Origin of the sequence: Fibrella rubiginis (assembly GCF_017353185.1) — a bacterium.
Classification (GTDB): domain Bacteria; phylum Bacteroidota; class Bacteroidia; order Cytophagales; family Spirosomataceae; genus Fibrella; species Fibrella rubiginis.
Genome location: NZ_JAFMYV010000001.1, coordinates 191,751 through 204,919, shown reverse-complemented (window position 1 = coordinate 204,919; position 13,169 = coordinate 191,751). Strand labels below are relative to the sequence as shown.

General features: G+C 53.0%; 13 protein-coding genes. 7 read left to right on the top strand and 6 right to left on the bottom strand.

Going from position 1 to position 13,169, the window contains the following annotated elements; genetic code table 11:
* Window positions 1-60: 60 nt before the first annotated feature.
* Window positions 61-1,308, top strand: a complete 1,248-nt coding sequence (locus J2I47_RS00750) for an MFS transporter (protein WP_207362635.1) — start codon at window positions 61-63, stop codon at window positions 1,306-1,308.
* A gap of 120 nt (window positions 1,309-1,428) precedes the next feature.
* Here J2I47_RS00750 and J2I47_RS00745 read toward each other — a convergent pair whose 3' ends face one another.
* The 4 genes from J2I47_RS00745 to J2I47_RS00730 all read right to left on the bottom strand — a co-directional run bounded on the left by J2I47_RS00745 (window position 1,429) and on the right by J2I47_RS00730 (window position 4,356).
* Window positions 1,429-2,157, bottom strand: a complete 729-nt coding sequence (locus tag J2I47_RS00745) for a carboxypeptidase-like regulatory domain-containing protein (protein WP_207362634.1) — start codon at window positions 2,155-2,157, stop codon at window positions 1,429-1,431.
* 252 nt (window positions 2,158-2,409) lie between these two features.
* Window positions 2,410-3,243: a phosphatidate cytidylyltransferase gene (locus J2I47_RS00740; RefSeq protein WP_207362633.1), complete on the bottom strand. Its 834-nt coding sequence runs from the start codon at window positions 3,241-3,243 to the stop codon at window positions 2,410-2,412.
* On the bottom strand, window positions 3,224-3,436 hold the full coding sequence (locus J2I47_RS00735; protein WP_207362632.1) for a DUF2007 domain-containing protein: 213 nt from the start codon (window positions 3,434-3,436) through the stop codon (window positions 3,224-3,226). Before J2I47_RS00735 ends, J2I47_RS00740 begins: the two co-directional genes overlap by 20 nt.
* A complete protein-coding gene (locus J2I47_RS00730; protein ID WP_207362631.1) occupies window positions 3,433-4,356 on the bottom strand; it encodes a CPBP family intramembrane glutamic endopeptidase in 924 nt (307 codons plus the stop codon). Before J2I47_RS00730 ends, J2I47_RS00735 begins: the two co-directional genes overlap by 4 nt.
* Window positions 4,357-4,579: 223 nt before the next feature.
* Here J2I47_RS00730 and dusB point away from each other — a divergent pair, with 223 nt between their 5' ends.
* The 5 genes from dusB to frr all read left to right on the top strand — a co-directional run bounded on the left by dusB (window position 4,580) and on the right by frr (window position 9,013).
* Entirely contained in the window at window positions 4,580-5,569 is a 990-nt protein-coding gene (gene dusB, locus J2I47_RS00725) for a tRNA dihydrouridine synthase DusB (RefSeq protein ID WP_207362630.1), read from the top strand.
* Between the two features lie 116 nt (window positions 5,570-5,685).
* Complete coding sequence (locus J2I47_RS00720; RefSeq protein ID WP_207362629.1) at window positions 5,686-6,618, top strand: DMT family transporter; 933 nt, start codon at window positions 5,686-5,688, stop codon at window positions 6,616-6,618.
* Window positions 6,619-6,711: 93 nt separating this feature from the next.
* Window positions 6,712-7,209, top strand: a complete 498-nt coding sequence (locus J2I47_RS00715) for a biotin/lipoyl-containing protein (RefSeq protein ID WP_207362628.1) — start codon at window positions 6,712-6,714, stop codon at window positions 7,207-7,209.
* A 394-nt stretch (window positions 7,210-7,603) separates the two neighbouring features.
* Complete coding sequence (pyrH, locus tag J2I47_RS00710; protein ID WP_207362627.1) at window positions 7,604-8,335, top strand: UMP kinase; 732 nt, start codon at window positions 7,604-7,606, stop codon at window positions 8,333-8,335.
* A 117-nt stretch (window positions 8,336-8,452) separates the two neighbouring features.
* Window positions 8,453-9,013: a ribosome recycling factor gene (gene frr / locus J2I47_RS00705; RefSeq protein WP_207362626.1), complete on the top strand. Its 561-nt coding sequence runs from the start codon at window positions 8,453-8,455 to the stop codon at window positions 9,011-9,013.
* A 228-nt stretch (window positions 9,014-9,241) separates the two neighbouring features.
* On the opposite strand, the gene J2I47_RS00700 is transcribed toward frr, so the two are convergent.
* Together J2I47_RS00700 and J2I47_RS00695 are read right to left on the bottom strand one after the other, a co-directional pair.
* The gene (locus J2I47_RS00700; protein ID WP_207362625.1) at window positions 9,242-10,222 is read right to left on the bottom strand and encodes a UDP-glucuronic acid decarboxylase family protein; all 981 of its coding nucleotides are present in this window, start codon (window positions 10,220-10,222) and stop codon (window positions 9,242-9,244) included.
* A gap of 1 nt (window position 10,223) precedes the next feature.
* The gene (locus J2I47_RS00695) at window positions 10,224-11,555 is read right to left on the bottom strand and encodes a UDP-glucose dehydrogenase family protein (RefSeq protein ID WP_207362624.1); all 1,332 of its coding nucleotides are present in this window, start codon (window positions 11,553-11,555) and stop codon (window positions 10,224-10,226) included.
* A 373-nt stretch (window positions 11,556-11,928) separates the two neighbouring features.
* On the opposite strand from J2I47_RS00695, the gene J2I47_RS00690 reads away from it, so the two are divergent.
* Complete coding sequence (locus J2I47_RS00690; RefSeq protein ID WP_207362623.1) at window positions 11,929-13,107, top strand: acyl-CoA dehydrogenase family protein; 1,179 nt, start codon at window positions 11,929-11,931, stop codon at window positions 13,105-13,107.
* Window positions 13,108-13,169 lie beyond the last annotated feature (62 nt).

Below are 13,169 nucleotides of genomic sequence, written 5' to 3'. Positions count from 1 at the left end.
GTCAGTACGCTGGCGTAAGCAAAAATCGTAATTCGTACCTCGTAAATCCCGTTCGACGTTATGCAACCTCTTCAGAGACCGGCTCTTTCCAACTGGCAAACTGTGCTAAGCCTCCCCGTACTCGTTGCTGCACTGGGTTATTTTGTGGATGTCTACGACCTGCTGATATTCAACATCGTACGTGTGCCCAGCCTTACCGAGCTAGGGTTGGATGAGAAAGCCGTTTCGCTGGTAGGGGCGCGCATTCTGAATTTTCAGCAGGCGGGGCTGTTGCTGGGTGGCATCCTGTGGGGCATTTTGGGCGATAAGCGTGGGCGGCTCTCGGTGCTGTTTGGCTCCATCATAACCTATTCACTAGCCAACATTGCCTGTGGTTTTGTGGGGTCGGCAGAAGCCTATGCGTGGCTGCGGTTTGTGGCTGGTCTGGGGCTGGCGGGTGAACTGGGCGCGGGCATTACGCTCGTGAGCGAGGTGCTGCCGAAACACCTGCGCGGCTACGGATCGAGCGTGGTAGCCAGCGTGGGACTGCTGGGGGCTGTAGCCGCTTTTCTGACGGTCAACGCGAGTGGCAACTGGCGGCTGACCTATTTCATTGGCGGCGGGTTGGGCCTGGCCTTGCTCCTGTTGCGCATCGGTGTGTTGGAGTCGGGTATGTATAAGCAGTTGCGGGAAACGGCTGTGAAACGGGGCAATTTCTGGGCGTTTTTTAGCAGCAAATCCCGGTTGCTGCGCTACCTCCGTTGTATGGGTATTGCCTTGCCTACCTACTTTGTCATCGGCTTGCTGGCTACGTTCAGCAACGAATTTGGCAAGGCGCTGGGCATTGGGGAAGCTGTTTTGCCCGGCAAGTGCGTGATGTTCACTTATATTGGCATGGCGGCAGGCGACCTGTTCAGCGGACTTTTCAGCCAGTGGCTTCGGTCGCGACGGGGGGCTATCGGCTGGATGATGGCCTTTACGGCATTGTTCGTCACCCTGTTTTTGGTGGGTGCAACAAATTCAGCTACAAGCCTTTACATCGTTTTTGGGTGTATGGGATTTGGCATTGGCTACGTTGCCATGTTTCTCACCATCACCGCCGAGAGCTTCGGCACTAACCTGCGCGCCACGGCTACTACCTCGGTCGCCAATAACGTGCGGGCCACCACACTGCTCACGCTACCCCTGTTTCAATATTTGAAAACGCTGCCCCAACTGGGCGTCTTAGGTGCCGCTGCCACAGTAGGCGTCCTCTGCTTCACCCTCGCCGCCTGGTCGTTATCCAGACTAGCCGAAACGTATGGGAAGGAACTGGATTACAATGAGTAAGGGGAATGTACCGCAATGCATAATGAACAATGCATAATGAACAATGGCTCCGCGTATTGAGTGTAGTGTGCAAAGCCATTGTTCATTGTTCATTATGCATTGCGGTACATTCCCCCTTCCTTACTGATTACTCAGCACCTGTTCGCGGCGGATGTTTTCGGGGGGGGCGCTGTTGTTGCCCTGCCGGAAGTCCTTCGATTTGAAATCGCCCCGCTTCACCGACTTGATAAAGTTGGCCCAGGCAAACGGGTTCAGGAACGGAATGTTGGTGATGCTGCCCCGGTTGGCAAACGATTCACGGCCCAGAAACTGCTGATTCATGAAGTACTGGTGGTTCGAGAGCGCACCCATCGGGGTAGCATACGAGGCCCGGAGCATCGCCGCGGGGTCCATGTTGCGGGCCAGCGCCTCACGCTCTTTTTCGTCGGGCAGTTTCATGTCTACCAGCGCCCGCTTGAACAGTTCTTCCGTGGGGTAGGGATATACTTTAACTTCTGATAGCAGCTTCACGTCTTCCTGCAGGGCCACCACCGCCGAGTAGGTCGTTTCAGACAAGCGGCGGGGAATGATGTGGTACTGCGTTTTGTAGCCTACGTAGCTGAAAATAATGCTGTCGCCAGGGAAAACGGGCAAGGCAAAATAGCCGTTCATAGCCGACAACACCCCCTTACCCGCCCGGGGAATAAAGATGCGGGCCAACGGCAGTGGCTCATTGTTTTTGCCGCCGGTGATGATACCCGTGAAGGTCACCTGCCGCTCCTGCCCCTGCGCCTGTCCGTCGGTAGCCAGGCTCAACAAGCCTAACACTAGCAGTACCAATGCACTATATCGTTGAATGAATCCGTTCATGCCATCGGCAAGACCCGGCAAATGCGCCAAGCGTTGCGTTGAAAGATTAACAAAGTAAAGGGGTAGGCGGTTGCAGACACCCCCACGAACCGCATTTTTAACGAATCTTAAGGAGTAAGAGACAAGAAGTTAGACGCGAGAAACAAGGGGTTTACGATAAAGTGGAATAGTGAGAGCAAGGCAGTCTTATCATTAACGCTTATTTCCTGCTTCTCACCGCTTATTTCTCACATCTTACCTCTTGCTTCTCTGTTAAGCAAACAGCTTCAAAAACGTCAGGATGAAGGGGGCGGCAAGCAGCAACCCGTCGAAACGATCCAGGAAACCGCCGTGGCCGGGGATACTCGTGCCCGAATCTTTGATGGCAATGCTCCGCTTGAATAACGACTCAACCAGGTCGCCGTAGGTGCCCGTTACCACAATAATTGCCCCGATGCAATACCATTGCCAGGCGGGTAGTTCGGGAGCGTACCAGGTCAGGCCCAGTGCCACCAGCCCTGCCGCCACAGCCCCGCCGATGCTGCCCTCCCACGATTTTTTGGGCGATACCCGCTCGAACAACTTGCGTTTCCCAAACTTGGTACCTGCAAAATAGGCGCCGATATCCGACGCCCACAGCAACAGCAGGCACCCCAGAATAACGTTCGGCTGATACGTGCCTGTGCGCAGGGCGAGCACATTGAGCAGCGCAAAGGGAACGCCCACGTAGATTATCCCCAGAAACGTGAAGCCAATATTAGTGAAGGGCTTCATGTCTTTTTTCTTGTACAGTTTGATGAGGAAAATCATCGACGAGGCCGGGCTGATGAGGTAGTAAGCCGACTCCTGCACCACGCCCGTCTCGACCAGAAACGTCAGTACGCTAATCAGGCAGCCAACTACCGTTCCATAGTAGGTCAGCGGTTGGTTGCCATCGAGACCCAGCAGTTTGTAGAACTCAATCTGCGCCAGGGCGCTGACCACTAAAAACAGCAATGCGAACGTATAAACGCTGTTATAGATACAAAACAGAATGACGGCCACACCAACAACAGCCGCAATAACGCGCTGTTGCAGGTTCGACATATTAGCTAGCTGTTGTCTCATTATCAAGGATTATCCGCGCCAATATCGCGTCTTTGGTGGGAACATACACCTCGTGATTCCCGAAAACGGGGTAAGCGCTGCTCTGTTTATTAATCACCACCGCGTTGATGTCCTGTTCGGCCAGTTTGGCTTTTGCCAATTCAGCCTGATGAGACAAGCGGGTCGTCATAATTTTTTCCCAGTCAGAAGTCATTCGTTGATTCGTTTAAGTCGAAAGGCCAGCACAACGCTAACAACGACAGCAAATAGGGCTACGGGCAGGGGAACAATATCGTTGGCTTCCAGGTCGATGGTGGTGAGTTTTTGCTTGTTCAGCGCCATCATCACTACGGCAAACCCATTGTTGAAAAAGTGGGCCAGTATGGGTACCCACAGGTTGCCGGTCCAGACGTAGAGATAGCCAAACAGGGCACCCAGCAGCATCCGGGGTACAAAGCCGTAGAATTGGAGGTGGATGGCACTGAACAACGCCGCCGCCAGCCAGATACCCACATGCACGCTGCCCGACCAGGCAATGAACTTGCGCTGCAACACACCCCGAAACAGCACTTCTTCACCAATGGCGGGTAAAATAGCCACCACCAGCAGGGCCATCAGCAACTGCGGTACACCCGAAATGGTGGTCAGGAACTGGGTCAGCTTGGCTACGTCGTCTTCTTTCTGGCGCATCCATTTTTCCAGCGGAGCCAGCGTATCAGGCAGGTGCATCTGCTGATTCCACTCAATGATGTAGCCATTGAAAAGACCAAAGAAGAAAACGATGGGTATTACCATCCACCAGCCCGACACGCGATTGCGGAAATTAAAATCGGCGGGAGACCGGTTGTCTACCCAACGCCAGTAGAGCAGTGCAGGCAATAGGAATGAGCAAACATGCGAGACCGCCTGCACCCCCATCAGCCACCACCAGCCATTGGGTACGTTGGTGGGGTCAACCAGCAGGTCATTGACCGAAAACCCCTGCCCTTTTACCGACGAACCCAGGCTTACTACCACCAGCACCAACGCGCCACCGAGAGTCATGCCCAACATAACGATGCCGAAAAACAGCAGCATCGACCGCAGGGGTTGCGGTTCGGGTGTAATGGTGTAGGGTGTATTCGTTTCGGGCATATATCCGGTAAATTTACTGCCTGATTGTGACACGGCGAACCAAAAAGGCCATTGCACCTACGAATCGTACAAAAACTAATCTGCCGGGAAAGACGTTGGAACGGACAAGAAAAGAATGCACAATGAACAATAGCTTCGCGTCTATCTACTCTCGCGTTAGCAACCATTGTACCGCATCGGCGGACCGATTGTTCATTATACATTGTGCATTCACCACGATGTTATGGTAAAAATAGGACCCATTGAACTAGGCGATTTTCCGCTGTTGCTGGCTCCCATGGAAGATGTCAGCGACCCGCCGTTTCGTGCCGTTTGTAAGGAAAACGGGGCCGACCTGATGTATACTGAATTCATCTCGTCGGAAGGCCTCATCCGCGATGCAGCCAAGAGCGTACAGAAGCTCGACATTTTTGACTACGAGCGGCCCATTGGTATTCAACTCTTCGGCTCTGATGTCGACACGATGGGCGAATGCGCCCGCATTTCAACGGGCGCCCATCCCGACCTGATCGACATTAACTACGGTTGTCCCGTGAAGCAGGTGGCTTGCCGTGGAGCGGGGGCGGCGCTGTTGCAGGATATTCCGAAGATGGTGCGCATGACCAAGGCCGTCATCGACAACACGCACCTGCCCGTGACGGTGAAAACCCGCCTCGGCTGGGACGACAGTACCAAAAATATTCTGGACGTGGCCGAACGCCTGCAGGACATTGGCATTCAGGCCCTTACTGTTCACGGCCGCACCCGCGTGCAGATGTATAAAGGTGAAGCCGACTGGACGTTGATTGGGCGGCTGAAAGAAAACCCGCGTATCACCATCCCCATTTTCGGCAACGGCGACATTGATTCGCCCGAAAAGGCGCTGGAGTACCGCGACCGTTATGGCGTAGATGGTATCATGATTGGCCGGGCCAGCATTGGCTACCCCTGGATTTTCAACGAGATCAAGCACTTCCTGGCTACGGGTATCCACCGCCCCGCCCCCACCGTACAGGACCGCGTAGATGCGTGCCGTAAACACCTCGATTTCTCTATCCGGTGGAAAGGTGAACGGACGGGCATCGTGGAAATGCGCCGCCATTATGCCAACTACTTCAAGGGCCTGCCCGATTTCAAACCCTTCCGTATGCGCCTCGTCCTCACCTATTCGCTTGACGAACTGCTGACTATTTTAAACGAGGTAAGTGAGTTTTACGAAGGCGTAATGGCTTAAGTTAAATAGACCGCAGATAACGCAGACTGGGCGGATCTTCGCGGATTTAATAATCGTAGTTGCAACAAATCCGCGAAGATCCGCCCAATCTGCGTCATCTGCGGTCTATGTGATCCATGACCGAAACCACTACTCCCACCCCCATTCTTGAACCAACTGTTAAGGCTGAAAAACGCCCTCTGCTGGCGTGGGTGTTGCTCACGTGCATGGCCCTGGTGTGGGGTAGTTCATTCATCATGATGAAGAAGGCGCTGAGGGCCTTCACAGTACAGCAGGTAGCGTCGGGGCGGATCTTTTTTGCGTTTCTTTTTTTCGTGCCGTTCATGCTCGTGCAAATCCGGCAGGCCGAAGTGCGGCAGGCGTTGCGGCACCGGTGGCTGGCCCTATTTGGATCGGGTACACTGGGCTTTCTGCTGCCTGCATTTCTTTTTGCCGAAGCCGGCGCTCATCTAAGCAGTTCATTGTCAGGCACCTTAAACTCACTTAGCCCGCTATTTGTGCTGCTGGTGGGTACAGTGGTGTTTGCGCAACGATTTAGGACCAATCAGGTTTGGGGCATCCTGCTGGGTTTTGTGGGGTCGCTGATTCTGGTGTTTTTTAGTGCTACAGGGTCGTTCTCCATCAACGGTTACGCCCTGCTGGTGGTGCTGGCCACGCTCATGTATGGAGCCAATACCAACCTGATTTCCAAATACCTGGCCCACCTACCCGCGCTGGTTGCTACGCCCTGGACATTCGCTTTTGTTGGACCAATCGCCGGCATCTTTCTGCTGTCTACCGATTTCATCAACCGCGCTACGCAGCCGGGCGTTTGGGAGCCACTGGGAGCCATTCTGTTTCTGGGCATTCTGGCGTCGGGCATCACGTCGGTGCTGTTTATCCGGGTGGTACAACTGGCGTCGGGTGTGTTTGCGGCGTCGGTTACGTACCTCATCCCCGTGGTGGCCGTTGTCTGGGGTCTGTTCGACGGCGAGACCATTTATCCCCAACAGTACCTTGGCCTGACGATCAGTCTGCTGGGCATCTATCTGGTAAACCGGCAGAAGTAAATGCCTTATTGAGCGTTGGTTATTGGATGTTAGATAATGACCCGCTTGCTTTGTTTCTCCTGTCCAAAACCCAGTAGCTAACGCCCTTCTTTCATGTACAAAGCCTCTGTCAACGCTGCCGAACCTGTCAGCATCGAGATTACGCCTGCGGGCATCATGCTCAATGAGCAGCCATATGCCTGGGATTTATCGAAACTAGCTGACCGTCAGTACCATATCTTAAAAAACGACCAGTCATTTTCGGTGGAAGTGCTCTCCATTGAAGCTGCCACAAAGACCGTACGGCTGAAGATTAACGGGCATATTCAGGAGGTGCAGGTCAAAGACCGGTTCGATCTGCTGCTTGAACAGATGGGCATGAGCAATGCAGCGGCGGGTAAGGTCAACAACATCAAAGCACCCATGCCCGGCCTTATCGTAGGCATCAGTGCACAACCCGGCGACGTGGTGGCGAAAGGCGATACGGTCCTGATTCTGGAGGCCATGAAAATGGAAAACGCCATTAAAGCCCCCGGCGACGGCACCGTGAAAGCCGTCAAAATTCAGAAAGGGGATCGCGTAGAAAAAGGGCAGGTGCTGATAGAATTCTAAACGCCCGTCAGTTACCCAGTAGGGATGGCTTAGCCGTTTGATTGTCTATGGGGTCTCGTTTATGCTTTAAAGTCAATCGTTTTGCGGGTTCACTCAAGTGGATGGTCGTGCCAGTCCAAAAGCAGTTGCTCTGCATTAGGGTAGCCTTCCCAAACTCGCGTAAGGTTCATTTTGCACTAACGCTCGATAAGGCACAACGAAGGAGTGGAAAAGTTGCCGTTAGGGCTGGTAGTGATGCCATCGCTTTGAGCGATGGCATCACTACCAGCCCTAACGGCATACAGACTTTTATCCCTGCAAGTACAGGCGCTTCTTTACCGCTCTCCTACCCGCCTCCTTTCTCCCTTTCCTCCTTTTCTCCCTATATTTGCCCCCGCAAAAAAGCCACCTCTTCATGAGTCAACCACCCAAGTACAAACGCATTTTGCTGAAGCTTAGCGGCGAAGCATTGGCCGGCCCCAGCGGCTACAACATCGACCCCGCCATTCTGGAGCAGTATGCAAAAGAGATCAAGCAGGTGCTCGATATGGGCGTCGAAGTAGCCGTGGTGATTGGAGGGGGAAATATATTCCGGGGGGTGTCGGGCGAACGGTCGGGTATTGATCGGGTGCAGGGCGATTATATGGGTATGCTGGCTACGGTCATCAACGCCATGGCACTACAGAGCGCCTTTGAGCGTCAGGGTATGTATACCCGTGTGATGTCGGCCATTAAAATGGAGCAGATCTGTGAACCCTATGTGCGGCGGCGGGCTATCCGGCACCTCGAAAAAAACCGGGTGGTCATCTTCGCAGCCGGTACGGGCAATCCCTATTTCACCACTGATAGTACGGCTGCCCTGCGTGCCAACGAGATCGAAGCCGACGTGGTACTGAAAGGCACCAAGGTAGACGGCGTTTATACCGCCGACCCTATGAAAGACAAAACGGCCACGCGCTACACACATATCACGTTTCAGGACGTTTACGAGAAGAAATTGAGCGTAATGGACCTCACAGCCTTTACGCTTTGCCAAGAGAATAACCTGCCCATCATCGTTTTCAACATGAATGAGCAGGGCAGCCTGTTACGCCTCGCCCAGGGTGAAGATGTGGGCACGTTGATAACCGTAGATTTACCAGCATAAAAGCAAGTCTGGGAAGTCGCCAGGAAGTAGTGCAGAGTCTGGTAAGTCACTCTTACAGAAGCCAGACTTTCCAGACTCTACACTACTTCCTGGCGACTTCCCAGACCACATTACAAAATGGAAGAGATTGAATTATATCTCGATGATGCCAGAGATACGATGGAGAAGGCCCTGAAGCACCTCGCCATCGAATTAACCAAAATCAGGGCGGGTAAAGCCTCTGCCGAAATGCTTGGTGGTATTCAGGTAGAATACTACGGCTCCCTGTCGCCGCTGACCAACGTAGCCTCTATCACTACGCCCGACGCCCGTACGCTGGTTATCAAACCTTTCGAGCGGAAGCTGATTGGTGAGATTGAGAAAGCCATCCGGAACAGCAACGTCGGATTAGCCCCCAACAATGATGGCGAATTAATCCGCCTCAGCGTGCCGCCTCTCACCGAAGAACGCCGCCGTGATCTGGTGAAGCGGGTGAAGCAGGAGGTGGAGGTAGCGAAAATCAACGTCCGCAACATCCGCAAAGACACTAACGACTCCATCCGGAAGCTCACCAAAGAGGGCGTGTCTGAAGATGCCGTGAAAATGGGCGAAGAGCGTGTACAGAAACTGACCGACGCTTTCATCAGCAAAGTAGATGACACCTACGCCGCCAAAGAACGCGATATTCTGACGGTATAGTAGAGGGCCACAGAGTCACACAGAGTTAAGGGGGAGGAGCACAGAGGTATTTTCTATTACTGAAGAAAATCGCTGTGCCCCTCCCCTTTTTCTTTGTGTGACTCTGTGGCCCCGTTATCCAACAAAAAACCTGCAAACGAGAGGCTTGCAGGTTTTCTAAAGACAGCTAAGGGAGCTGGCACGATGTGCCAAATCCAGTGTCAAAGATAGGAGCTGTTAAAGCAATACCTACTTTTTGGCGAACTCACGGTTATAGGCCGCGGCGTAAAGTTCTTCTTCCGGCAGACTTTTGAAGTAATCATAGGTGATCTTCAACCCTTCCTCGCGACTCACTTTCGGCTCCCAACCCAAAATCTCCTTTGCCTTCGTAATATCTGGCTGACGCTGTTTTGGATCATCGACGGGCAGGGGCTTCAAAATCAGTTTCTGCGATGTACCCGTCAGCTTGATAATCTCTTCGCCAAATTGCTTGATCGTAATTTCTACCGGATTGCCAATATTAACCGGTTGGGCGTAATCACTCAGCAGCAGGCGGTAGATACCTTCTACCAGGTCATCCACGTAGCAGAATGAACGCGTCTGCGAACCGTCGCCAAAAACGGTGAGGTCTTCGCCGCGCAGCGCCTGCCCGATGAACGCGGGCAACACCCGACCGTCGTTGAGGCGCATGCGGGGGCCATACGTATTGAAAATACGGACAATACGCGTCTCCAGGCCGTGGTAGGTGTGATAGGCCATAGTGATGGCTTCCTGAAAGCGTTTGGCTTCGTCATACACCCCGCGCGGACCCACCGGGTTCACGTTGCCCCAGTATTCTTCAGGCTGCGGGTGCACGTTTGGGTCGCCGTATACTTCTGACGTAGACGCAATCAGCACACGCGCGTTCTTTACCCGCGCCAGACCCAGGCAATTGTGAATACCTAACGAACCTACCTTAAGCGTCTGAATCGGAATCTTCAGGTAGTCAATCGGGCTGGCCGGTGAGGCAAAGTGCAGAATATAGTCCAGTTCACCCGGCACATGGATGAACTTGGAAACGTCGTGGTGATAAAACTCGAAGTTAGGCAGTTTGAACAGGTGCTCAATGTTGCGCAGGTCGCCCGTGATGAGGTTATCCATCGCAATGACGTGATACCCTTCTTTGATAAACCGGTCGCACAGATGCGATCCCAAGAAACCGGCCCCGCCGGTGATTAGTACACGTTTCATATTAAGCTTGTTGTTCAACGGAAGACATAACTACTTCACGACCAATAGAGTAGTATGTATAACCCAGCTCGCGCATTTGATCCAGTTCGTACACGTTCCGACCGTCGAAAATGACTTTGTTCTTCAACAACAGGTTCATCTTCTCGAATTCGGGGGTGCGGAACATCGGCCATTCGGTCATGATCACGAGGGCGTCGGCATCATCGAGCGCGGCGTATGACGTGTGGGCAAACGTGACCTGGTTACCCAGAATCTGCCGTACGTTATCCATCGCTTCGGGGTCGTAGGCCGTTACTTTGGCACCTGCTGCCAGCAGATCGCGGATGTTGTCGAGGGCTGGTGCCTCGCGGATATCGTCGGTGTAGGGTTTGAAGGCCAGACCCCAAACAGCAATGGTTTTGCCGGCCAAATCACCGCCGAAATGATTTTTGATCATGGGCAACAGCCGCTTTTTCTGGGCGTAGTTTACGTCCATCACCGACTGCAAGACCTTAAAATCGTAGTCGTAATCCTGCGCCGTACGGGCCAGGGCCTGCACGTCTTTGGGGAAACAGCTACCGCCGTAGCCGATGCCTGCAAACAGGAACCGCTTACCAATGCGGCTGTCTGTACCAATACCCTTCCGGATGTCGTCAACGTTGGCACCCACTTTCTCGCACAGGTTAGCGATCTCGTTCATGAACGTGATTTTGGTAGCCAAAAACGCGTTGGCAGCGTATTTGGTCATTTCGGCCGACCGCTCATCCATGAAAATAACGGGGTTACCCTGCCGTACCAGCGGCGCATATAGCCGGTTCATTACCGCCTTGGCCTTGTCTGATTTGGTACCGATCACTACGCGGTCAGGCTTCATGAAGTCTTCCACGGCCACACCTTCACGCAGGAATTCGGGGTTCGAGACCACGTCGAAATCAACCTTGGCGTTTTTCACGATGCAATCATGCACCTTCTCGGCAGTGCCCACGGGTACAGTACTCTTGTCTACGATAACGGCGTACTGCTCCAGGATGGGGCCAAGATCATTGGCTACACCCAAAATGTACTTTAAATCAGCCGAACCATCTTCGCCGGGAGGGGTTGGTAAAGCTAAGAAGATGACTTCCGCACCCTTGATTCCATCGGTCAGGTTTGTGGTGAACTTCAGGCGGCCTTCTTCCACGTTGCGGTGAAACAGCACATCGAGGCCCGGTTCATAAATAGGAATGATGCGGTTGTTGAGCTTTTCAACCTTCCGCTCGTCGATGTCGACGCAGGTAACCTGGTTACCGGTTTCGGCGAAGCAGGTGCCGGTGACCAGCCCTACATACCCCGTGCCTACTACTGCAATTTTCATATAACTGGTTTATACCAAATGGACGTGCAACTGATAGGCCAGTCACAACCCGATTTGTACTTTTCGGATATAGCTACTGACGGGCACAAAAATAGACGTTTTTCGGAATAGGCCCACGATAACGGCAAAGACACTGATTAAGTGGGCCTTTGGCAACAAAAAGTTTTGTGCAGCGTAACCGTATCAGCCGTCAGCAGATTAGTTTTCTATGGCATTTTTACCAGATAGAACTATAAAATTCTGACCAATAACCAGTTGACTTATCTGCCTGTTTATTGCCTATCTTCCTCAATAACAACCCCTTTCTATCGTCGTTATAATTGTATACATTACAGAAACTTCATCAAAAAAAGCCCTGACCGGCGCGCTGTTAATGACTACTGAAATTGTCCAAAACCAAGTCCACACCCATTCACCCACCGATGCTCCCGCTATGACGCAGCTCATTGCCGATTCGGTCCGCGATTTTGCTGCCCGTGCCATAGCTCCCCACGTACGCGAATGGGACGAAGCGCAGCGTTTCCCCGCCGAGATCTTTCGGCAGATGGGCGAGTTGGGCCTGATGGGTATGCTGGTACCCGAAAACTACGGTGGGGCAGGCCTCGGCTACCATGAATACGTTGCCGCTATTGTTGAGCTTTCTAAAGTTGATGGGGCCATTGGCCTGTCTATGGCAGCCCACAACTCACTCTGTACCAATCATATACTAATGTTTGGCAACGAGGCTCAGAAGCAGCAGTATCTGCCCCGACTAGCTTCTGGCGAACACCTCGGTGCCTGGGGCCTCACCGAACCCAATACCGGTTCAGATGCAGGTAACATGCGTACCCGTGCCGTGCAGCAGGCAGACGGCAACTGGCTGCTCAATGGTGCCAAGAACTTTATAACGCATGGCATTTCAGGCAATGTAGCTGTGGTGATTGCCCGCACGGGTGAGCCAAATACGCCCCGCAACGCCACGGCTTTCGTAGTTGAGCGCGGGACTGACGGTTTCCGGGGTGGCAAAAAAGAAGACAAGCTGGGCATGCGGGCCTCCGAAACCGCCGAGATGATTTTTGAAGACTGTATTATCCCCGACAGTCAGCGGCTGGGTAACGTGGGTGAAGGCTTCGTGCAGTCGCTGAAGGTGCTCGACGGAGGGCGCATTTCTATTGCCGCGCTCAGTTTGGGCATTGCGATGGGGGCCTATGAGGCCGCACTAGCCTACGCGAAGGAGCGGCAGCAATTTGGGCAGTCGATCATGAATTTCCAGGGTATTTCGTTTAAGATTGCTGACATGGCTACCGAGATTGAAGCAGCGCGACTGCTGATTGAGCATGCGTCCGAGCTAAAAAACAACCATCAGCCCGTCACGAAAGCCTCGGCTATGGCGAAGTTGTTTGCCTCAGAAGTATCGGTTCGGGTAGCCAACGATGCCATTCAGGTGCTGGGCGGCTACGGCTATTTGAAAGATTTTCCGGTCGAGAAATTTTATCGCGATGCAAAGCTTTGCACCATTGGCGAAGGCACAAGCGAAATTCAACGACTGGTTATTTCGCGACAACTCATGTAGTGCGCTGCTGATTAAATTTTAGGGCGGTTGGTGATTATAATACAAGTAAAATATATACTTGC